Origin of the sequence: Nostoc sp. 'Peltigera membranacea cyanobiont' 213, from assembly GCF_002245975.1 — a bacterium.
In the GTDB taxonomy this organism is placed as follows: Bacteria; Cyanobacteriota; Cyanobacteriia; order Cyanobacteriales; family Nostocaceae; genus Nostoc.
This window is the reverse complement of the sequence record NZ_NOLI01000047.1, coordinates 1-22,620: the sequence shown is the minus strand read 5'-3', so window position 1 is coordinate 22,620 and position 22,620 is coordinate 1. Positions and strand designations below refer to the sequence as shown.

Below are 22,620 nucleotides of genomic sequence, written 5' to 3'. Positions count from 1 at the left end.
CAATTATCCTCATCCTGAAACAATAATTTTGAGCAATACTGGTACAGGAAGGAATATTTACACAAAATCCCAAAATGACAATTCAACCTAGTGACAAGCCTTTGCTAGAGTGGGCAGGCGATAGTTTGGCAATTGGATTATTTGAAGATGCAGTCGAGTTAACTGGAGAACTGGCAACTTTAGATCAAAAGTTTTCCGGGGTATTAAAAGAACTGATTGCAGAAGAAGAATTTAAAGGTAAAGCCAACACTACAATCTTCACCCGTGTAAATGCTGGTAGCCCAGTGCGGAAATTGATTGTAGTAGGATTAGGTAAACCAGATGCACTACAACTCGACACTCTGCGACGTGCTGCTGCTGCTGTAGCTAGGGTAGGAAAAAAGCAAAAAAGCAAAATTCTGGGATTTAGTTTTCCATTATGGAATAACGATCCAGCGGCCAGTGCCCAAGCGATCGCAGAAGGTGTGGAATTAGCACTTTACCAAGATATTCGCTTTAAATCAGAACCAGAAGAGAAAGGATCGCAAATAGAAAGCGTAGATTTACTAGGTTTCGGTGGACAAGAAGCCGCCATTAGCCGCGCCAATCAAATCGTTTCTGGGGTAAATTTGGCACGGCAGTTAGTAGCAGCGCCAGCCAACGCAGTCACACCAATTACTTTGGCAGAAACTGCTCAAGCGATCGCAAAGGAGTACGGTTTACAAGTAGAGATTCTAGAAAAAGAAGACTGTGAAAAGTTGGGTATGGGTGCTTTTTTGGGAGTATCGCAAGGTTCCGAGTTGCCACCTAAATTCATTCACCTGACTTACAAACCAGAAGGTACACCGAAAAAGAAACTAGCAATTATTGGTAAAGGTGTAACCTTCGATTCCGGCGGACTCAATATTAAAGGTGCTGGTAGTGGCATCGAAACCATGAAAATGGATATGGGTGGCGCAGCTGCTACCTTGGGCGCGGCAAAAGCAATTGCTCAAATTAAGCCAGATGTTGAAGTTCACTTTATCTCGGCGGTAGCTGAAAACATGATTAGCGGTCACGCCATGCACCCTGGAGATATTCTCACAGCATCAAACGGCAAAACAATCGAAGTGAACAACACCGACGCTGAAGGACGTTTAACCTTAGCAGATGCCTTGGTTTATGCCGACAAATTAGGGTTGGATGCGATCGTGGATTTAGCTACCCTAACCGGTGCTAATGTCATTGCCTTGGGTGAAGATATTGCTGGTTTGTACACTCCCGATGATGGTGTAGCTTCCCAAATCGAGAAAGCTGCCCAAACTTCAGGGGAAAAGATTTGGCGGATGCCAATGGAAGAAAAATATTTTGAAGGGCTAAAGTCTGGCATCGCGGACATGAAAAATACAGGGCCGCGCCCAGGTGGTGCTATTACTGCTGCACTTTTCCTGAAACAATTCATCAAAGAGACACCTTGGGCGCATATAGATATTGCTGGCCCCGTGTGGACAGATAAAGAAAATGGCTACAACAGCGCAGGGGCAACCGGCTACGGCGTTCGGACACTAGTTGATTGGGTGCTGGGAAGTGGGGAATAAGGAGTAGGGCAGGGGAGACAAGGGCGACAAGGGGGAATATTGAACAAGTCTCTCCCTTGTCCCCCCCTCTTCCTTCTCTACCTTGTCTCTTCTCCATGCCCCATGCCCTACTCCCTACTACCGAACAATTCGTGCTATCTTGAGCTTGCCAGTAAAAATTGTTGCAATAGTAACAGAAATAATTTGGCAGCCAGAAAGTTAAGCTTTTTCGGGCATTGCCATCTGGTAAAATTTATAAGGTTTCTAAAAGCTCTGAGCAATGGGATCGACTCGCGTACGGATCGCAATTGACGCAATGGGAGGGGATCGCGCACCCGGTGAAATCGTTGCTGGCGCACTGCGAGCAAAGGAAGAATTGGGTGTAGATATATTACTAGTTGGCGATCCCCAACAAATAGAAGCTGCCTTCCCGCCAAAAACGAATCTAGGGCAGATAGAGATCGTGACTGCTGAAGAAGCGATCGCAATGGATGAGGAGCCTTTAAATGCAGTTAGACGCAAACGGAAGGCTTCTATCAATGTGGCGATGGATTTGGTCAAGCAGCAAAAGGCAGATGCCGTATTTTCTGCCGGACACTCTGGGGCAGCTATGGCATCTGCTTTGCTCCGCTTAGGACGATTGCCAGGAATCGATCGCCCAGCGATCGGGACAGTTTTCCCCACAATTATTGCTGGTAAGCCAGTGCTAGTACTTGATGTTGGCGCTAATGTAGATTGCCGTCCCAAGTTTTTAGAGCAGTTTGGCGTTATGGGATCGGCTTACAGTAAGTATGTCTTGGGTACAGATGAACCGAAGGTGGGTTTGCTGAATATCGGTGAAGAAGACTCTAAGGGCAATGATGCAGCCGTCCGCGCCCACCAACTGCTCCGCGAAAATTCCCAAATTAATTTTATTGGCAATGCCGAAGGGCGTGATGTGCTTTCCGGTAACTTTGATGTTATTGTCTGCGATGGCTTCGTGGGCAATGTACTATTGAAATTTGCCGAAGCAGTTGGAGAAGTGATTCTGCAAATTCTGCGCGAAGAATTACCCCAAGGATTGCATGGTCAAATTGGTTCAGCAATCTTAAAACCAAACCTGAAGCGAGTTAAGCAGCGAATGGATCATGCAGAACATGGTGGTGCTTTGCTCTTAGGCGTGGCAGGAGTTTGTTTTATCGGTCATGGTAGCTCACAAGCACCTTCAGTTTTTAATGCAATTCGCATGGCTAAAGAAGCCGTTGACAACCAGGTAATACAACGAATTCAGTCCCAATATATCCTAGAGCGCGAGGGCGGTTAGTCATTAGTCATTAGTCATTGGTCATTTGGAAACGACAAAGGACAACTGACACAGGACAACTGACACAGGACAAATGACAAAGGACAACTGACAAAGGACAAAAGCTGATAGCTTGGGAGATTAGGAGTGCAAAACTTAGGCGTAGCAATTACCGGAAGTGGCTCGGCAGTACCCGCAACTTCCCTACACAATGAGATATTGACTGAACTAGTTGAAACATCAGATGAGTGGATTGCAACGAGAACGGGAATTCGTCAACGAAGATTAGCCACACCATCTGAGTCCCTAAGTGGACTCGCTACTGCCGCCAGCATTCAAGCGATCGCAGCTTCGGGAATTAGACCAGAAGAGCTAGACCTGATATTGCTAGCGACTTCCACCCCTGACGATTTATTTGGTAGTGCTTGTAAAGTACAGGCTCAATTAGGAGCCACCAACGCAGTAGCCTTTGACTTGACAGCAGCCTGCTCTGGCTTCGTGTTTGGTCTGGTTACAGCAGCCCAATACATTAGAACAGGTGTATATAAAAATGTACTTTTGATCGGGGCAGATATCCTCTCTCGCTGGGTGGATTGGGAAGATCGGCGCACTTGTGTATTATTCGGTGATGGTGCGGGCGCAGTAGTATTGCAGGCAGACAAAAGCGATCGCTTATTAGGATTTGCCCTTAAAAGTGATGGCACTCAAAACCATCACCTCAATCTTGCTTATACAGGCGCTTCCCAAGAATTGCTCCCCGGTGTAAATATTACTAAAGGCACTTATCAACCTATTACTATGAACGGCAAAGAAGTCTACCGCTTTGCTGTGCAAAAAGTGCCAGAAATTATTGATAAAGCCTTATTTCAAGCTAACCTGAGCGTTGACCAAATAGATTGGCTAATCTTACATCAGGCCAATCAGCGCATTATCGATGCCGTTGCCCAACGCCTGAATATTCCAGAACATAAAGTTATAAGTAATCTTGCCCAGTATGGTAATACCTCAGCTGCTTCCATTCCTTTAGCTTTGGATGAAGCAGTACGACAAGGTAAAATTAAACCCAATGAGATCATTGCTACATCCGGTTTTGGTGCCGGTCTTACCTGGGGCGCGGCAATTTTTCAATGGGGAAGATAAATATTTTGTCCTTTGTCATTAGTCATTTGTCCTTTTTTAACGATCGATGACCAATGACCAATGACCAATGACTAATGACCAATGACCAATGACTAATGACTAATGACTAAAACTGCATGGGTGTTTCCCGGACAAGGTTCTCAAACATTGGGAATGGGAATAGATTTATTAGATATACCTTCCGCTAAAGACAAATTTGCCCAAGCCGAGGAAATTTTGGGCTGGTCTGTAACCGAAATCTGTCAAAAGGAAGAAGCAAAGTTATCACAGACGCTATATACTCAGCCCATTCTTTATGTGGTAGAAAGCATCCTTGCCGATCTTCTGCGAGAACGAGGACACCAGCCAGATTTAGTTGCTGGTCACAGTCTGGGAGAATATTCTGCCCTGTATGTAGCGGGTGTCTTTGAGTGGTCGGCTGGTTTATATCTAGTAAAGCGTCGTGCAGAACTCATGGATAATGCTGTCGGTGGGATGATGGCGGCTTTGATGAATTTTGACCGCGAACAGTTGGAAAAAGTCATTGCCGAAACCCCTGATGTAGTAATAGCAAATGATAATAGTTCGGCTCAGGTAGTAATTTCAGGCACGACTGAGGCTGTACAAGCGGTGATGACTCAAGTTAAAGCCAAGCGTGCTATTCCTTTAAAAGTTTCTGGAGCATTTCACTCACATTTAATCGCGCCTGCGGCTGCCCAATTCCAAGACATTTTAGAATCTGTAGAATTTCAACCAGCTACTGTACCAGTGTTATCTAATGTCGAACCAATTCCATCTATTGATGCCGAGATTTTAAAGGAACGTTTAAACAAACAAATGACTGGTTCTGTAAGATGGCGAGAAATTTCTCTGCAATTACCAGCCAACGGTATCCAGCGAGTAATAGAAATTGGCCCTGGCAAAGTTTTAACTGGCTTGATTAAACGTAGTAGCCCTGACTTAATATTAGAAAATATCCAAAGTGCTGCTAATTTACCTGTTTAATAATTCCCTGTTTTTATAGCAAAACAACATTTAGAGGAATTCTGGAGGTAAAAACTATTAAATATAATTACCGCGAATAAAAGACTTACTTTGGAAACACTTCCTACAAACGCGAAGCAATCATCAAATCATGAAATTAGCTTTTATTGGTAGGGTGACAACAAATTCTGTACCCTTTCCTAGTGTGGAATTACAATCAAGTTTACCTTGATGCAATTCAGTCACAATTTGATAGCTGATAGTTAAACCTAATCCAGATCCTTTACCTACATCTTTAGTTGTGAAAAAAGGATCGAATAACCTTTTGAGAACTGTATCTGTAATTCCAAGACCATTATCTGTGATGGAAATCATGATTTCCTTTTCTGATCCCAACTGAGTTTGAATCCAAATTGTGTTGGGATGGGAAATAACTTCTGTAGGCGGGCGCTGCTGATTTGCATTTTCTAAGGCATCAATAGCATTAGATAGAATATTCATAAATACCTGATTGAGTTGACCGGGGTAGCAGACCGCTAGAGGCAAATTACCATAGTTTTTTATCACTTCTATTGCTGGACGTTGCGGTTGCTCTTTCAGACGATGCTGCAAAATTAATAAAGTACTATCAATGCCTTCATGAATATCAACCGCCTTAAATTCAGCTTCATCTAAACGGGAGAAATTGCGGAGCGATCGCACAATTTCCCGAATGCGATTAGTGCCAACTTTCATCGAAGAGAGCATCTTGGGTAAATCATCTCGAATAAACTCCAGATCCAACTCTTTCGCCTCAATTTGAATTTCAGCCACTGGATTAGGATAGTGATACTGATACAGTTGGATAAATTCCAATAAATCTTGGGCGTAATTTTCTATATGGGTAAGATTGCCGTGAATGAAGTTAACAGGATTATTAATCTCATGTGCCACACCTGCCACCAGTTGCCCCAAGGCTGACATTTTTTCACTCTGGATCATCTGGGCTTGAGTCCGACGTAATTCTTCAAGTGTTTTTTGTAACGTTGTTGTCCGCTCCTCAACCCGTAGCTCTAACGCATTATTTACCTGTTCTAATTGAATGAAAGAAGTCTTTAACTGACTTGCCATACTGTTGAAAGAACTGGCCAGTCCTCCCAATTCATCCTGTCGCGTGGTATCGAGAGCGATCGCAAAGTCACCGTCAGCAAGTTGGTTACTAGCGGCAGTTAATTGCTGGAGGGGTTTAGCGATTTGTTGGTGCAATACCGACAAGAGCAACAACACTTCAACCAGCAGGGCTACTGCACCAGAAATTAAAATAAACTGAGCCATATCCCATGCTTCCCCCGATAGCAGTGATTTGGGATAGACTGTGACAAAATACCAATCTGGGCCTTGTAAGCGAGTCACTGCTAAGTATTCACGGTCTTGGCTATTTTCCAGGACGTGGGTTTTTGGTTGAGCGTTTGTCACTAGCTGAAAAATGCGGTTGAGATGAGGATCGTTGATTGTATCGATTTTTAATTGACCTTGAGCTTCCTGAATTTGGGCAGTCCGGTCGGGATGGACAATTAAACGACCGTCTGAGCGAAAAATTAGATTGTAAGTACCTGGTAATTGATCCTGGATCGTATGCTCCATCAAATCGGTTAAGACCACATCGTGTCCTACAACGCCCAAGAAGCGATCGCCCTCATAGACAGGTACACTTGCTGAAATCATCCAGACTTTTACACTGAGATCGAGATAAACCCCTGTCCACTTCGTCGATCGAGACGGGTTATGCTGAGGATCGGCAATATAGAAAAATTCCTCTTTCGGCATATAGAAATCAGGCGGTGTTTCCAACAAGATCGGCACACCTTTCCAATAGGTTGTCGTTGCATTTTCACGTCTCACGAAATAAGTATCAACAAACTGATTGGACCAAGCAGAACCGTAGGCACTAATTAGCGTGTTAGCCGTTAGTAATTGCTGCTTTAGTTCTTTAGTAATTTGCACATTTTGACCAATGAACGAGCCGGCATATCGAGTAGAATCAAAGTCTTTGCGCGGTCGATTTTGGGGAAAATTGCGTTTAGTACCATCGTTCCAGGAAAAATATTGCCGCTCAAATTCAGCCTGGAAATCATTAGGGGGTTGCTTGAATTCTTGCAAAAGGCGATCGCGCAGCAAAGTGAGGTTATCCTGTGCGAGTTTAAAGATGCCGCTTTCTTGCTCTCCCCGTCCCCTGATGTACTTTTCTAGCTGGACTTGGGTCTGGGCTTCCAAACGGGATATGACATGGATATAGCTCACCCCAGCAGAGACGAGTACCACTACCGTTACTCGCAATGCCATATTTATTAGTGTTTTGTAGGTAAGTGAGCTAGGGCGATTCTTAACGAAACGGATATACCACTGTTTCTGAAGGGTTTGTCTAAATTGGGTAAGCATGGAGTCAAAGAGATTAGTGTTTAGGCTGAATATTTCCAGAAAGTTCGTGTGGATATGCTAAATCGGTAGCTGGATTGCAAATTCAGTACCTTCGCCTGGTCTAGAATCTACCTCGATCGCTCCTCCATGTTTCTCTGTGACAATCTGACGCGCGATCGCTAATCCTAATCCTGTACCTTTCCCTACAGCTTTTGTCGTAAATAAGTGGTCAAAAATCTTTTCTTTTACTTCTTCACTCATTCCCTTGCCATTATCAGCAATAGAAATTTTCACACCTTTATTTTCCAGGGAGGTTTTAATTGTAATTCGGTTAGGATTAGACTTAATTTCCTCAAAACTTCGCCCAGTATTTGCTTCTTCCAGAGCATCAATTGCATTAGCAATGATATTCATAAATACCTGATTTAATTGTCCAGGAAAGCATTCTATTTTTGGCAAACTTCCATATTTGCTTATAACTTCAATTGCTGGGCGTAGATCGTTTTCTTTGAGGCGATGTTTAAGAATTAAAATCGTACTTTCGATACCTTCGTGGATATTAAACGGCACTTTGTAATCTTTGTCACCACGGGAAAAAGTTCTTAAACTAGTGCTGATATTTTTTAGGCGATCGCACGCCATCACCATTGAATTAATAATTTTTGGTAAATCTTCTAAGGTATAATTTAAGTCTATTTCTTCAGCATGATCAATAATTTTATCGCCCGGATGGGGGAGACTTTCTTGATATAGTTTTAAGTGTTCAACAAGATCGGCAATGGTGGGTTGAGTTTGTTTGAGGCTGGCAGAAATAAAGCCCAAAGGATTATTCATTTCATGGGCTACCCCTGCAACTAAATTACCCAATGCAGACATTTTCTCGCTCTGAACCATTTTTAATTGTGCTTGTTGTAAATCTTCTAAAGCTGTTCCGAGTGCTTGGGATTTTGCTGTTACCGCTGCTTCGGCTTGTTTGCGATCGCTAATATTAATAGTTGTCCCGACTATGCGATAAACTTTGCCTATCTCATCTTTTAATGGACTGATTGTGGTTAACCACCAAGTTATCTGGTCATTAAATGTTAGACATTCTTCATAAGTGATGGTTATTCCGGTTTGGAAACAATGCAGATATTTTTGCTCGACTGCTGCACCTTCATTAGGATTTATTTCTTGCGGAGTTTTACCCAGCACTTCCGAAGCAGGTATACCACTCGCTAATTCGCAAGATTTACTCCATCCTGTGTACTCAAACCTACCATTAGCCCGGATATCAGTTACAAAGATCAGACAGCCGACACCTTCGTAAATACTACTGAGGAACTTTCCTCGCTCCTGGAGATGATTATATAATTGGGCATTTTCCAAAGAAATCGCCGCTTGAGTGCAGAGGAGATTTAACACAGAAAGGCGATCGCTAGTAAATACTCCTTGAGTCAGTTGATTTTCTAGGTAAACAATCCCCACCAAATGTCCTTGATTAATAATCGGGGTACATAACACACTCTGGGGTTGATGTTGCAACATATATTCCCCAATTACCCCAGGAATATCTGTTTGACAATTATCTATAACAACTGTTTGCTTGGTATTTTTGACATAATGGATAATATTTACAGGAATATCTTGACAATTGTCTAGTAATTGCGATTTGAGGATAGTTTGTATTTCCTCATCCTCAATAAAGGTAATTGCTCGTACTTGCCAAGTGTCATCTTGGGGAAGAATTAGTGCAGATTTCTTCGCGCCAGAGTTTTCTAGGATAATCCGGGTGAGGCTGGCAATAAGTTGATTTAATTCTAGAGAACTGGAAAGAGCTTGAGCCGCTTTGAGGACAGAGGTAAAATCTAGAACGTCCGAAATACTGGTGCTGCCAGCGCTAGTAGTGCGAGTGGAAGAAGAAGTTCCACGAAAAGCAATAGTTTCTGAGGGGTTGAGGTTGATTCGTTGCTGTTGCAGAATGGGTTGGAGTAGCAGGGGATAGCGTTTTTCTAAATCTTCTACTTTGGCTTTTGCACCCCAGTGAGCGTAGGAGTAATATGCTTGCTGCATATATGCCTGAGCAACTTTTTCTTTGCCCCAGTCTAGGTAAAATTTGGCTGCTAGCTCGTTGCTAAGTGCTTCTTCTTGGATGTAACGGTTTTCTTTGGCGAGGGAGATGGCGCGATCGTAATGTTCGAGTGCTTCGGCTTTATTGCCCAACACTCGTTGTTTTTCAGCCTCAACTATATGCCATTTATGCAGATAATTCATGGGCGCATTTTGTGCCCATTTATGTAGGGTGGTTTGATGAGTGATGGCAACAGCAAGCATTTCGGCTTGTTCCGATTCTGGCTGGTCGAGGATGAGTGCCAGGTGCGTTAGTGCAGCATAAAAATGGAAAATGGGAATAAAAACTAATCCTGATACTGCCGTTAAATAGGACTTCACTTGGGTGATGTAGTCGAGGCCAGCATGATAATTGCCAAAGTAGTAGGCAAGCATCAATTTGTAGATGTAGACAATGGCAATAGGCGTGAGTTCGTTATCCTGTCTGTGCTTCGGCAGCATTAATGTTTCATTGTAGGCAGTGCCAATTAAGCAATCTGCTTGGCTCACCGTTTCTCTTAGATGCTGTACCACTTGCCCCGTTATGTTCAAATGAATATGCGCCGAATCTTGTTTCATCTGAGTTAGGGCACTATTGTAAGCAGCCAATTCGGATGCCAAAATGTCTAGGTCTACACCTGCGAAAAGCGAACTATTCATGGAAGCTACCATGTTGTAGCCAGCGTTGAGAAAATCGCCTGTTTCCACGCCAGCTATGTAGCCATCTTTGAGCATCGGTATCGCTGCTCTAAGTGCTTCCTGGCGATGTTGAATGAAAGCCCCAAACAGGTTGAGAGTGAATGACTTTCTTGTTCGATCGTTCAACCGTTCCAGCAACGAAAGCGCTAATTTACCAAACTCGTAACCTGTTTCAACTTCGCCGAAAAAGGCACACAGTACCATTCCATGAATCGCATATCCGACCATTGAGATGGGTGCATTCCCAAACTGGAGCGATAACTTCACCATAGTTGCACTCAAGAGGGGCAGTAACTCTGGCATTCCCTGAATCGCTGGTGGAAACAAGATTCCTAATAGTTGCATTGCGGCTTGGGCGGTGCGATCGCTCATTGTAGGTAAATTAACCAAGGCAGACGGATTGTTCCCATTTTCAAGGCTTGCAATATCTTCTAGAACTTTACCTACTTGAGCTTCATCGATTGCATTTGGGAGATCCACTCCTAGTTGACTCAGTGCTTCTCTTCCCACAGCGATCGCTTTTAATATTTGGCTGCAAGCCGTTTGTACCGGGATTTGAATTTCGTAAATTTTCACTTTGTCGAAAATTGTCTGCGCCTGCTGCAATACCAAGGCTGCTAGCTGTTCCATGCCTTCATAGTCACCATTCAAATAGGCAATTTCCACAGCTGCAACATACAGATTCAAAGTCAATTCATACCGATCTTGCCAGCAGTTTGTCTCCAGTAGCTTAATTCCCGTTTGTAAATAAACCCTCGCTGCTGCGTAAGCTGTGGAGTTTCTCGCCTTCACTCCCGCTTGCAAATTCAGTTTAGCTAATGCAAGGCGATCGCTTGATTGGGTAATTAATTCTTGCCCTAAATTTAAATGTCCAACAATATCAAACAGTTTTTCCTCTCGTTGTATTTGAGAGGAATTTTGTAGAAGTAATTCGCCAATTTTGAGATGAGTTGCTTGTTTTTGGCGATCGGGGATTAGAGAATAGGCAGCTTGTTGCACCCTGTCATGCAAGAATCTATACTTCGCTAATTTTTTATTAGTATTTTCATTTGACAGCGCCAATCGATCGGAATCTTCTCCCTGATAAAACTTATAAATATCACTAATAGGTAAAATCAACCCTTCTTGTAAAGATTTCCATAAATTAGCAGCCGTTTCAATTTCTGATTGTTCCGAAACAATCGCCAAAGTTGCTAAATCAAACTGATTGCCAATACAAGCAGCTAATTGCAACAGATATTGAGTTGATTGAGGAAAATTTCGTAATTGAAATGCCATAAAATGAACAATATTGTCTGTAATTGCTTGCTGATTTATTTGCGTCAAATCGCATTGCCAAGTTCCTGTAGTTTCCCCTGGCAAGGTTGGAGGGATGAATTGAATAAACCCATTTTGATGTAATGCCTTAAGAAACTGGATAGCAAAAAACGGATTGCCTTCAGTCTTTTGAGATATCAGTAGAGAAATAGGTAATGCCGAACTTTCTCCACATTTAAGTGTGTCAGCCACTAACTGATTCACTTGGATTTGACTTAGCGGTGCTAAAGTAATCGTATTAATAATGGCCTGTGTTTTTTGGATATCATTCAAAGCCAAGATTAGCGGATGTGTTGGGTTGACTTCGTTATCACGATAAGCACCAATTAAAAAGAGATAACCTGTATCAGCCATCAATAACTGCATTAACATCAGTGATGCCGAATCAGCCCATTGCAAGTCATCTAAAAACATCACTAATGGATGCGCCTCAGTAGCAAAGACTTGAGTAAACTTTTGAAATAATAAATTAAATCGATTTCGTGCCGCAGTTCCTGATAATTCTGTAGTAGGTGGTTGTTGACCAATAATTCGTTCTAATTCCGGGATGACTTCAATAATTACTTGTCCATTATCACCAACAGCTTCTAAAATCTTGGTTTTAAATTGCTGGATCTGAGCATCGCTTTCTGTTAATAATTGTGCCATTAAATCCCGGAATGCTTGCACAAATGCCGAAAAGGGAATATTTCGCTGAAATTGGTCATATTTGCCTTTGATAAAATAACCGCGTTGCCGAACAATAGGTTTATGAACTTCGTTCACCACCGCAGTTTTACCAATACCCGAAAAACCAGCTACTAACATTATCTCAGTTGCACCAAGACTAACTCTTTCAAATGCTTGAAGTAGGGTTGATACTTCGGGTTCTCGTCCATAGAGTTTATCGGGAATAATAAAGCGATCGCACACATCCCTTTGGGCAATTTTAAAGTTCTCAATCTTACCAGTTTCTTGGAGTTGAGTTAAACAATTTTCTAAATCAAATTTAATTCCTAATGCATTTTGATAGCGGTCTTCAGGATTTTTAGCCATTAATTTGCTGACAAGATCGCAAAGAACTTGGGGAATCTCTCTTCCCTTTCCCCCTTTCCCTATTTCCCTTAAATTGGATGCTGCTTTAGCGATATGACAATGCACTAACTCCATCACATCATTTGATTGAAAGGGTAACTCTCCTGTAAGTAATTCATAGAAAGTTATACCCAAAGAATAGAAGTCAGTACGGTAATCAATGCCGCGATTCATTCTTCCTGTTTGTTCAGGAGAAATATAACTAAGTGTCCCCTGTAACATATTAGGACTGATGAGTGTTTGAGTTTCTCGTGGTAAGAGGGATGCAATACTAAAGTCAATTAATTTAACTTGTTTGGTTTCTGGATTAATTAAAATATTCGCGGGTTTAATATCTTTATGAATAATGCAATCGCGGTAGAGTATATCTAAGGTGTTGCAAAGTGCGATCGCTATCTCTAAAAACTCTTGACCAGAGGCAATATATCGCGCCTCTACACCAGCAAAATAATCTTTGAGAGAAATCCCTCCAAAGTCTTCCATCACCAGCGCATAGCCATTTTGATAGGGTTCTAGGCTATAGGTTTGGATAATTAAGGGTGAGTTAAGATTTTTGGCAATGGTGTATTGATTGCGAAACTGCAAAAGTTCGCTAAAAGTAGGATATGGATTTTTCAGCAGTTTAATCACTACGGGTAATGAGTCATTTTCTCGATACCCTCGATAAACTAAGGTTCTAGAACCGTTGTAGAGTTCTTCACCGATCCGATATCCGGGAATACTGACAATAGTGTGAAGCATACTACTAAATCTTTAAGACTTTCAGATTTAGTATTCCCAGATACCTCAATTCTTTTACCAAAAAGAGCCAAAAATAATTATACCGGAATTTCAATTACAAATTCTGTACCCTGACCCATAACTGAGTTAAAGCTCAATTTTCCGCCGTGGGTTTCTTCAACGATTTGCCGAGCGATCGCTAATCCTAATCCCGTCCCTTTTCCGACACCTTTTGTAGTAAATAAATGGTCAAAGATTTTTTGTTTGACTGATTCATTCATCCCCTGACCATTATCAGCAATGGTAATTTTAACTAAATCATTTTCGACTGAGGTTGTAATTGTAATGCAGTTAGGATTTGTTTTAATTTTCTCAAAACTGCGTCCGGTATTAGATTCATCCAAGGCATCAATAGCATTAGCCAAAATATTCATAAATACCTGATTTAGTTGCCCAGGAAAGCATTCTACTGGAGGTAAATTACCATAGTTGGTGACAACTTCAATGGCTGGACGAGTCTCCGAAGCTTTGAGACGATGGCGTAAAATCAAGATGGTGCTATCAATCCCTTCGTGGAGATTGAAGATTTGTTTTTGGTCGCTATCAGCACGGGAGAAAGTACGGAGACTCTTACTGATAGACTTGATGCGATCGCCACCATCTTTCATCGCTCTGATTAATTTGGGTAAATCATCCCGTAAATATTCCAGGTCGATTGTCTCTAATTCTTCTTCAATCTCAGTCCCAGGTTGGGGGAATTTATCGTTGTAGAGGTCAATCAGTCCAAATAGGTCATTGATGGAATCTTGGACAGCACAAACGTTGCCAGTAATGCAGCCGACGGGATTGTTGATTTCGTGAGCGACACCGGCGACTAAGTTACCGAGTGCAGACATTTTTTCACTTTGGACTATTTGGAGTTGGGCATTTTGCAGATTGTTTAATGCCTGTTCTAATTGTTGGGCATATTGCTGCGATCGCTCATAAAGTTGGGCATTTTCCAGGGAAATGGCAGCTTGAGCGCAGAGTAAATTGAGTAGTTCAATGCGATCGCTCGTGAATGCCCCCGTTGCTAGATTATTTTCTAGATATAAAATGCCCATCAACTTGCCTTGATGCAAAATCGGGCTACACAAGATACTCTTGGGTTGCTGACGAATAATATACGGATCATTAGCTAAGGTTAAATCTGCTGTCGCATCCACCAAAACAACAGTCTGCTGGTTGTGCAAGACTTTGTAAATCAGCTTTAGGGGAATATCCTGACTGTCTTCAATGGGAAGGCGTTGCAACACAACTGGCTCCATCCCCACGCTTATTGACCCTTTAATGAGCAGGCGATTATCTCGTGACAGCATTAACACGCATTTATCAGCCCCCGCATTTTCAATGACAATGGAAACCAACGATGAAAGCAGTTTAGACAGTTCTATTTCGCCAGAAAGAGTTTGGGAAGCTTTGAGAATTGCAGCTAAATCTAAAGCGACAGAGACACTGCTACTGGAACTGGTGGATGTAAGACTCCCCAATGTGAAGAGAGTTTCGCTAGTTGACAAGGGAGAACGGGTTTGCTGGAGGATAGGAGCAAGCAGTTGCCGATAGCGTCCTTCCAAGTCGGCGACTTTGGCTTTGGCTCCCCAACGAGCATAGGCATAGTAGGCATTAGTTATGTATTCCTGGGCAATACGCTGTTTATCCCACTCTAGGTAAAACTTAGCTGCCAGTTCATTGGCTAAGGCTTCTTCGTTGATGAACTGATGTGTTTTAGCAAGAGTTATGGCTTGGTCATAACACTCACTGGCGGCGATTTTTTCACCCAAAACTCGATGACGTTCAGCTTCAACTAAATACCATTTATGCAAGTGATTCATCGGGGCATTTTGCGCCCATTGATGGAGAGCAGTTTGATGGGTTTCGGCTTGGACAAGCATTTGAGCTTGCTCTGGTTCTGGCTGGGTGGGGAAGAGTGCCAGATGAGTTAGCGCAGCATAAAAATGGAAACTGGGAATAAAAACCATTCCCGATACTCCCATCAAATGGGACTTGACTGGGGTGATGTAGTCCAGGGCAGCCTGATAATTGCCAAAGTAGCAGGCAAGCAGCAGTTTGTAGATGTAGACAATGGCGATCGAGGTAAGATCGTTATCCTGGTGGTGCTTCGGCAGCATCAGCGTCTCATCATAGATAGTGCCAGTTAAGCAATCTGGTTGGCTCACAGTTTCTCTCAAATGCTCCACCGTTTGTCGCACCATGTCCGAATAAATATGCGCCGAATCTTGTTTGATCTGAGCTAGGACAGCATTGTAAGCAGCCAATTCGGATGACAATGCGTCCAGTTCTACACCTGCAAACAGCGCATTATAGGCGTAACCTGTTACGTTGTAGCCAGCGTAGAGAAAATCGCCTGTTTCGATGCCAGTGGTGTAGCCATCTTTCAGCGTCGGTAGCGTTGCCAATACCGCTTGCTGGTGATGTTGGATAAAAGACCCAAACAAGTTTAGAGTGAGAGGCTTCATGGACTGAGCATTCAACCTCTCCAGCAACGAGAGTGCTAATCTACCAAACTCGTAGCCTGTTTCGACTTCGCCCAAAAAGGCACACAGCACCATGCCATGAAGCCCATATCCTGCCGTCGAGGCAGGGGTATTGCCAAACTGGAGCGACAACTTCACCATCGTCGCGCCCAAGAGGGGTAGTAAACCTGGCATTCCCACCAACACGGGTGCAAACAATACTCCTAATAGTTGCATGGCGGCGATCGCACTGCGATCGCTCATCACTGGTAAATCAAGCAGTTCTTCAATCCGTCTGCCCTGAAGCTGGCTGGCAACGGCTTGTATCGCTTCGCCAATCTGGGCTTCATCAGGTTCGGTGGGGAGTTGAACTCCCAATTGTCCCAGCACGTCTCTAGCTATAGCGATCGCAGCTAACGCCTGACTCTGGGCCATTTGTGCCGCAATTTGAATTTCGTAAATTTTAACTTTGTCGAAAATGCTCTGTGCTTGCTGCAATACCACTGCGGCTTGCTGTTCCATGCCATCAAAGTCACCATTCAAATAGGCAACTTCCGCAGCCGTAACATACAGATTCAGAGTCAATTCATACTGATGTTGCCAGCAGTTTGTCAGCAGTAACTTAATCCCCGTTTGCAAATAAACCCTTGCTGCGGCGTAAGCTGTAGAATTTATCGCCTTCACTCCAGCTTGCAAATTCAGTTGAGCTAAGGCTTCGAGTTCGCTCGCTTGACTAATTAACTCACTTCCTAAATTCAAATGCCCGACCAGATCGAACAGTTTTTCCTCAAGCTCTAAATCGGATAACTTTTGTTGAAGTAACCTACCAATTTTGAGATGAGTTGCTATTTTTTGGTCGTCAGGAATTAGTGAATAGGCTGCTTGCTGTACTCGATCGTGTAAAAATTTGTAGGTAACAGTTTGAGATGGTTCTTGAGTAACTGTTTTACTTTCTTGCCCAACATAAAACTTATAAACATCACCAATCGGTAAAATCAACCCTTCTTGCAACGCTTTCCATAAATCCGCCGCCGTTTCTACCTCGGAGTGTTCTGAAACGATTGCCAAGGTTACTAAATCAAAAGAGTTGCCAATACAAGCGGCTAACTTGAGGATGTTCTGGGTTGCTAAGGGTAATTTCTCTAACTGCAACGCCATGAATTCAACTACATCATCTGTAACCGCTTGCTGGTTAACTTGTGCAATATCGCATTGCCACCCCCCTTCATTTCCCCCCGAAGTTTGGAGGGATGAAAGGGGGGTGGGGGACAAAGAGGGGTAGTTAAATTTAATTAATTTTTCTTGATGTAACGCTTTCAGAAATTGCGTGGCAAAAAATGGATTTCCTTGAGTCTTTCGTTCCACCAATTGAGAAAGAGGTAAGGCTAAAGTTTCTGGACATTTCAGTGTATCAGCTACTAAGTGATTGATTTGCTCTTGACTCAGGGGTGCTAGAGTAATTGTATTAATCGTTGCTTGTATTTTTTGCATCTCACTCAAAGTCAACATTAATGGATGTACCGGGTTGACTTCATTATCACGATAGGCACCAATTAACAAGAGATAACTTGTATCATCCATCAAGAGCTGCATTAAGTTCAGGGATGCTGAATCAGCCCATTGCAAGTCATCTAAAAACATCACTAAGGGATGTTCAGGATTGGTAAAGACTTGGGTAAACTTCTGAAACAATAGATTAAAGCGATTATATGCCGCAGTTCCGGATAATTCAGGTGCGGGTGGTTGTTGACCAATAATTCTTTCTAGTTCGGGGATCACTTCAATAATGACTTGTCCATTTTCTCCAACGGCTGATAATATTTTGTTTTTCCATTGGTGAATTTGTGCATCGCTTTCGGTTAACAATTGTCCCATTAAATCGCGGAATGTTTGCACAAAAGCACTTAAGGGAATATTGCGATTGAATTGGTCAAATTTCCCTTTAATAAAATAACCCCGTTGCCTGACAATGGGTTTATGAACTTCGTTGACTACTGCTGTTTTTCCAATCCCAGAAAAGCCTGTGACTAGCATCATTTCACCCCCTCTCTGTCCCCCTGAAAGCAGGGGGGTTGCAACGCGCTCGAAGGCTTCTAATAGGGTTTTAACTTCGTTTTTCCGTCCATAGAGTTTGTCGGGGATAATGAAGCGATCGCACATATCCCTCTGAGCAATTGCAAAACTCTGAACTTCTCCAGTTTCTTGCAGCTGAGTTAAGCAATTTTCTAAATCATATTTCAATCCTAAAGCACTTTGATATCTGTCTTCAGCATTTTTTGCCATCAATTTGTGGACAATTTCTGAAATTATTGGGGGAATTTTTGAGTTAATTTCATGGGCTAGAGAAGTTTGTTTAGCAATATGAGAATGTACCAACTCCATTGGATCGTTTGATGTAAAAGGCAACTCTCCCGTAAGTAATTCATAGAAAGTCACACCGAGGGAATAAAAATCTGTGCGATAGTCAATCCCCCGATTCATCCGTCCAGTTTGTTCGGGAGAAATATAACTTAATGTCCCTTCCAGCCTATTGGGATTGATGAGGGTTTGGGTTTCTCGTGGTAGCAAAGATGCAATACTGAAGTCAATTAATTTAACTTGTTTAGTTTCGGGATTAATTAAAATATTGCTGGGTTTGATGTCTTTATGAATGATTCGCTCTCGGTAGAGTATATCTAAGGTATTGCAAAGTGCGATCGCTATCTGTAAAAACTCTTCTAGAGACGCGATATATCGCGTCTGGTCATGGGTAAAATATTTTTTTAGAGGAATCCCTCCAAAGTCTTCCATCACCAGTGCATAGCCATTTTGATAGGGTTCTAGGCTATAGGTTTGGATGATTAGAGGTGAGTTAAGATTTTTGGCAATGGTGTACTGATTGCGAAACTGTACCAATTCACTGAAATTCGGATAAGGATTCTTCAGCAGTTTAATCACTACAGGTTTTTGGTCAGCTTCTTGATACCCTCGATAAACTAGGGTTCGAGAACCATTGTATAATTTGTCATTAATGTGATATCCGAGAATAGTAACTAAAGTACTAACCATGCTGCTAAATCCTAACGATTTCCAGATTTAGTATTCCCAGATAGGTAAAGCAATTAATTTCTACAGCTTTCTGACATTTGATCTGAGACTGGCGATCGCGTATGCTAAATTCAGTTTGATTTGCATTATCTTCTGTGGACAAAAACCGCGAACCGTTTATCAGTCTGGCACTTTACCACGCCTTTAAATGGTCAGTCGTCAGCCCCATGCTTCACGCTTACTTTCGGGGCCAGATTTATGGTGCGGAAAATGTCCCCCAATCAGGGCCGCTACTGGTAGTGAGTAATCACGCTAGTTACTTTGACCCTCCCATTGTCTCTAATTGTGTACGTCGTCCAGTGGCGTATATGGCGAAAGAAGAGTTATTTAATATCCCCGTTTTGGCGCAAGCGATTAAATTGTACGGTGCTTACCCGGTGAGTCGAGGAAATGCCGATCGCAATGCCATCCGTTCCGCCCTAGAATATCTCAATACAGGTTGGGCTGTGGGTGTTTTCTTGCAAGGTACTCGCACCCCAGATGGTCGAATTACAGACCCCAAAAGAGGCGCATTGTTACTGGCTGCGAAAGCAAAAGCCCCAATATTACCCGTAAGTGTCTGGGGTACTGAGAAAATTTTACAAAAAGGATCGTCCCGGCCTCACGCAGTTCCCATTACTGTGAGAATTGGTAACTTGATTGATGCTCCCGGTTCCAGTAATAAAGAAGAATTGGAAGGATTGACACAAAAGTGTGCCACGGTAATTAACGAAATGCATGATTTAGGAAGATGAGTTAGACACGCAAGAAATATATGCTTTAGGGAGGTAGCGATCGCCTTTGAGTCTCTGTATGTTTAAGGTCAACCCGCTCTAGCAATAAAGTCAGACTTTCTGCTTAAATGCAAATGCTAGGCAAATCTACCGTCAATTTCACCTTAAACAGCATTATGAGCGGCTTGGAAGCCAAGAATTTTTGGGAGCGATTAAACAATCTGGCGCTAGTCCGCTTTTTGCTTTTAGTTGCTTCTGGCTGGGCAATTGTACAGCTTTTAGCTTACTTTGAAGCAGTCATTGTGATTTTTACATTTGCGGCAATTTTAGCTTTTTTACTCAGCTATCCTGTACAAGGGCTGCGGCGTTTTTTGCCCCACAATGTAGCAGTTGGCTTAGTTTTTTTACTCAGCATTGTGATTATAGGCGGTCTGATAATTACCGTGGGCTTAACGGTTTTATCTCAAGGACAAGAATTAATTAATAGTATCACTGTATTTTTAAATTCTTTAGCACCTTTATTAGAAGGACTAGAAGCATTTTTGCGAAGCCGTAATTTACAAATAGATTTAAGTTTTATTGAAGAACAATTGCGGAATCAAGCCCTATCAAGTCTTGTAACTAGCTTGGCTATTTTACAAGGGTTTATGACGAATTTTGTGACTTTTATCTTGATTGCAGTTGTAGCTTTTTTTATGCTATTAGATGGAGACAAATTATGGAATTTTATTTTAAAAATAGTACCAAAACAACGTCGCAATAGATTTACAAGTATAATCAGACGGTCTTTTTTAGGGTTTTTTAGAGGTCAGTTATTACTAAGCGCATTTTTGACTATTTCAACATTCTTAGTTTTCTTCATATTAAAAGTACCTTTTGCTTTGATATTGTCAATAATAGTCGGAGTCGTTGATATCATTCCTGGCATAGGGGCAACATTAGGAGTAAGTATAGTTACTCTATTTGTCTTATCTCAAGGTGTTTGGTTAGCAGTGAAAGTATTAATAGCCTGTATTGTTCTCCAGCAGATACAAGACAACTTGATTGCGCCCCGAATTATGCAAGGTGCGCTGAATCTTAATCCTGTGGTAATATTTTTTGCTTTGCTAGTAGGCGCTAGAGTAGCAGGATTATTAGGTGTTTTTATATCTATTCCTATCGCGGGAGTAATTGTGTCTTTATTTGAAATTGATGAAATGAAATCTGAAGTTTAGCTGAAAGGAGAAAGAGACGCGATTCATCGCGTCTATTAAATGTAGAATAATTTATTAGAGAATATAAATTAAGGAATGATGTCGGATTTAAGAGCGGAATTAACAGAAATTTTGGATGAGGCAGAGTGGGAGTGGCTAATTCCTCATGTACAACGAGATGCAGTAATTTTAGTGACACCGGAGTTAAACTTAGTGGATGTTGGAGTAGCGATCGCCAGTGATGATATTCCATCAGTAGAACAGTGGATTGATGAGCAATTAATTACCAAACCCACAACAGTACAAGTGGGAGAATGGAATCTTGAGCGCAGTAAACGATTTAATACTCTCATCGTTCAGCCTTACGTTTTGGTGAAGGAAATAGTCGCTACTTGAATTAGTTTCTGTATTGTTTTCGATGACAGTTGGTGTTAAGGTAGTTTCTCAGGAAAGATAGCTCAATGTGCCAGTTATTACTTGATGATTACCACGCACTAACTGGCTGATTTGAATAAAGCGAAATTTTCTCCTCTAAGATTTATCCATCTAGGAGCTAAAATTGTTACGATAATTTCAGATTAGATGTTGAAACCTTGATCCAATCTGAAACCTTAGAATTATTAGAATGGCATCGCCTCTGCCAGCACCTTGCCACCTTCGCGGCAACTAAGCTGGGGGCTACAGCTGCGCGTCATCTGAAAATACCCGATTCTCAGACTCAAAGCGAACAGTTGTTAGAGCAAACCAAAGAAGTCTACCAACTGGAAACTCGCCTCACTACGGGGCTGTCATTTGAGGGAATTCAAGATATTGGCGATTCCTTAGAACGGGCGGAACGTAGCGGAGTTTTGTCTGGCGATGAACTGCTAGCGATCGCCACCACCCTCGCTGGTGCTAGAAGTTTGCGCCGTGTCATCGACAATCAGGAAGATTTGCCGATATTGACTGAATTGGTTGCCGATTTGCGGACTTATCCAGAACTAGAACAAGAAATTCACCGATGTATTGATGAACGGGCCCAGGTAACTGACCGCGCGAGTCAAAAACTGGGAGAAATTCGCACAGATTTGCGGCGATTACGCACCCAAATTACCCAAAAGCTGCAAAATATCTTACAGGCAAAATCTGGGGCAGTTCAAGAACAGCTAATTACCCAACGGAGCGATCGCTTTGTCATCCCCGTAAAAGCACCGCAAAAAGATGCCATCCCTGGTATTGTCCACGATACCTCTACCAGTGGTGCAACGCTATACGTAGAACCGAATTCCGTAGTACCTCTAGGCAACCAACTGCGGCAAATCATCCGCAGAGAGCAAGCCGAAGAAGAAGCGGTTCGCCGTATTTTGACCGAACAAATCGCCGCAGTCAAACCAGATTTAGAGAGATTGTTAGCGATCGCCACAACTTTAGATTTGGCAACCGCTAGATCGAGATATAGTTACTGGCTAGGAGCAAATCCCCCGCGATTTATCCAGCGTCAAGATAGTGAAACCATTACCTTACGGAACTTACGGCATCCTCTGTTAGTGTGGCAACAACAGCACGAACAAGGGCAACCAGTAGTTCCTGTAGATTTGCTGATTAACCCGCTAATCCGGGTAGTAACAATTACCGGGCCAAATACTGGCGGTAAAACTGTAACCTTAAAAACTCTAGGGTTAGCAGCATTGATGGCCAAAGTGGGTTTATTTGTCCCCGCCCGCGAACCAGTAGAAATACCTTGGTTTGATAAAGTGCTGGCAGATATTGGCGATGAACAATCCTTACAGCAAAGTTTATCCACATTCTCTGGTCACATCCGCCGCATTAGTCGCATTTTAGAAGCATTAGGTGATGGGGAATTGGGACTGAGGACTGGGGACTTGGGACTTGGAACTGAGGAAAAGGAAATTCCTAATC

At 42.5% G+C, this 22,620-nt stretch carries 11 protein-coding genes; 8 read left to right on the top strand and 3 right to left on the bottom strand.

Annotated features, from left to right (window positions below; translation table 11 throughout):
* Positions 1 to 74: 74 nt before the first annotated feature.
* The 4 genes from CDG77_RS15045 (at position 75) to fabD (ending at position 4,941) form a co-directional block, all read left to right on the top strand.
* Complete coding sequence (locus tag CDG77_RS15045; RefSeq protein ID WP_094330165.1) at positions 75 to 1,556, top strand: leucyl aminopeptidase; 1,482 nt, start codon at positions 75 to 77, stop codon at positions 1,554 to 1,556.
* Positions 1,557 to 1,815: 259 nt separating this feature from the next.
* Positions 1,816 to 2,838 carry a phosphate acyltransferase PlsX gene (plsX, locus tag CDG77_RS15040; protein WP_094330164.1) on the top strand — a complete coding sequence of 341 codons (1,023 nt, stop codon included), beginning with the start codon at positions 1,816 to 1,818 and terminating at the stop codon, positions 2,836 to 2,838.
* A gap of 126 nt (positions 2,839 to 2,964) precedes the next feature.
* Positions 2,965 to 3,957, top strand: coding sequence for a beta-ketoacyl-ACP synthase 3 (locus tag CDG77_RS15035; protein WP_094330163.1), 993 nt, complete (start codon positions 2,965 to 2,967; stop codon positions 3,955 to 3,957).
* Positions 3,958 to 4,059: 102 nt separating this feature from the next.
* The gene (fabD, locus tag CDG77_RS15030; RefSeq protein ID WP_094330162.1) at positions 4,060 to 4,941 is read left to right on the top strand and encodes an ACP S-malonyltransferase; all 882 of its coding nucleotides are present in this window, start codon (positions 4,060 to 4,062) and stop codon (positions 4,939 to 4,941) included.
* A 123-nt stretch (positions 4,942 to 5,064) separates the two neighbouring features.
* Here the strand turns inward: fabD and CDG77_RS15025 are convergent, their stop codons facing one another.
* The 3 genes from CDG77_RS15025 to CDG77_RS15015 form a co-directional block, all read right to left on the bottom strand.
* Positions 5,065 to 7,338 (bottom strand): ATP-binding protein, encoded by a 2,274-nt coding sequence (locus tag CDG77_RS15025; protein ID WP_223269819.1) that lies wholly within the window; start codon positions 7,336 to 7,338, stop codon positions 5,065 to 5,067.
* A 57-nt stretch (positions 7,339 to 7,395) separates the two neighbouring features.
* Positions 7,396 to 13,236, bottom strand: a complete 5,841-nt coding sequence (locus CDG77_RS15020) for an ATP-binding sensor histidine kinase (protein WP_094330160.1) — start codon at positions 13,234 to 13,236, stop codon at positions 7,396 to 7,398.
* A gap of 77 nt (positions 13,237 to 13,313) precedes the next feature.
* On the bottom strand, positions 13,314 to 18,776 hold the full coding sequence (locus CDG77_RS15015) for a trifunctional serine/threonine-protein kinase/ATP-binding protein/sensor histidine kinase (protein ID WP_094330159.1): 5,463 nt from the start codon (positions 18,774 to 18,776) through the stop codon (positions 13,314 to 13,316).
* Between the two features lie 134 nt (positions 18,777 to 18,910).
* Between CDG77_RS15015 and CDG77_RS15010 the strand changes: the two genes are divergently transcribed.
* From CDG77_RS15010 to CDG77_RS14995, 4 genes are all read left to right on the top strand, one after another.
* Positions 18,911 to 19,549, top strand: coding sequence for a lysophospholipid acyltransferase family protein (locus CDG77_RS15010; protein WP_094330158.1), 639 nt, complete (start codon positions 18,911 to 18,913; stop codon positions 19,547 to 19,549).
* Between the two features lie 155 nt (positions 19,550 to 19,704).
* Complete coding sequence (locus CDG77_RS15005) at positions 19,705 to 20,742, top strand: AI-2E family transporter (RefSeq protein WP_094330186.1); 1,038 nt, start codon at positions 19,705 to 19,707, stop codon at positions 20,740 to 20,742.
* 78 nt (positions 20,743 to 20,820) lie between these two features.
* Positions 20,821 to 21,117, top strand: coding sequence for a DUF2288 domain-containing protein (locus CDG77_RS15000; protein ID WP_094330157.1), 297 nt, complete (start codon positions 20,821 to 20,823; stop codon positions 21,115 to 21,117).
* A 197-nt stretch (positions 21,118 to 21,314) separates the two neighbouring features.
* Positions 21,315 to 22,620, top strand: a 1,306-nt coding sequence (locus CDG77_RS14995; protein ID WP_442946423.1) for an endonuclease MutS2, incomplete at its 3' end; no start/stop codon positions are given.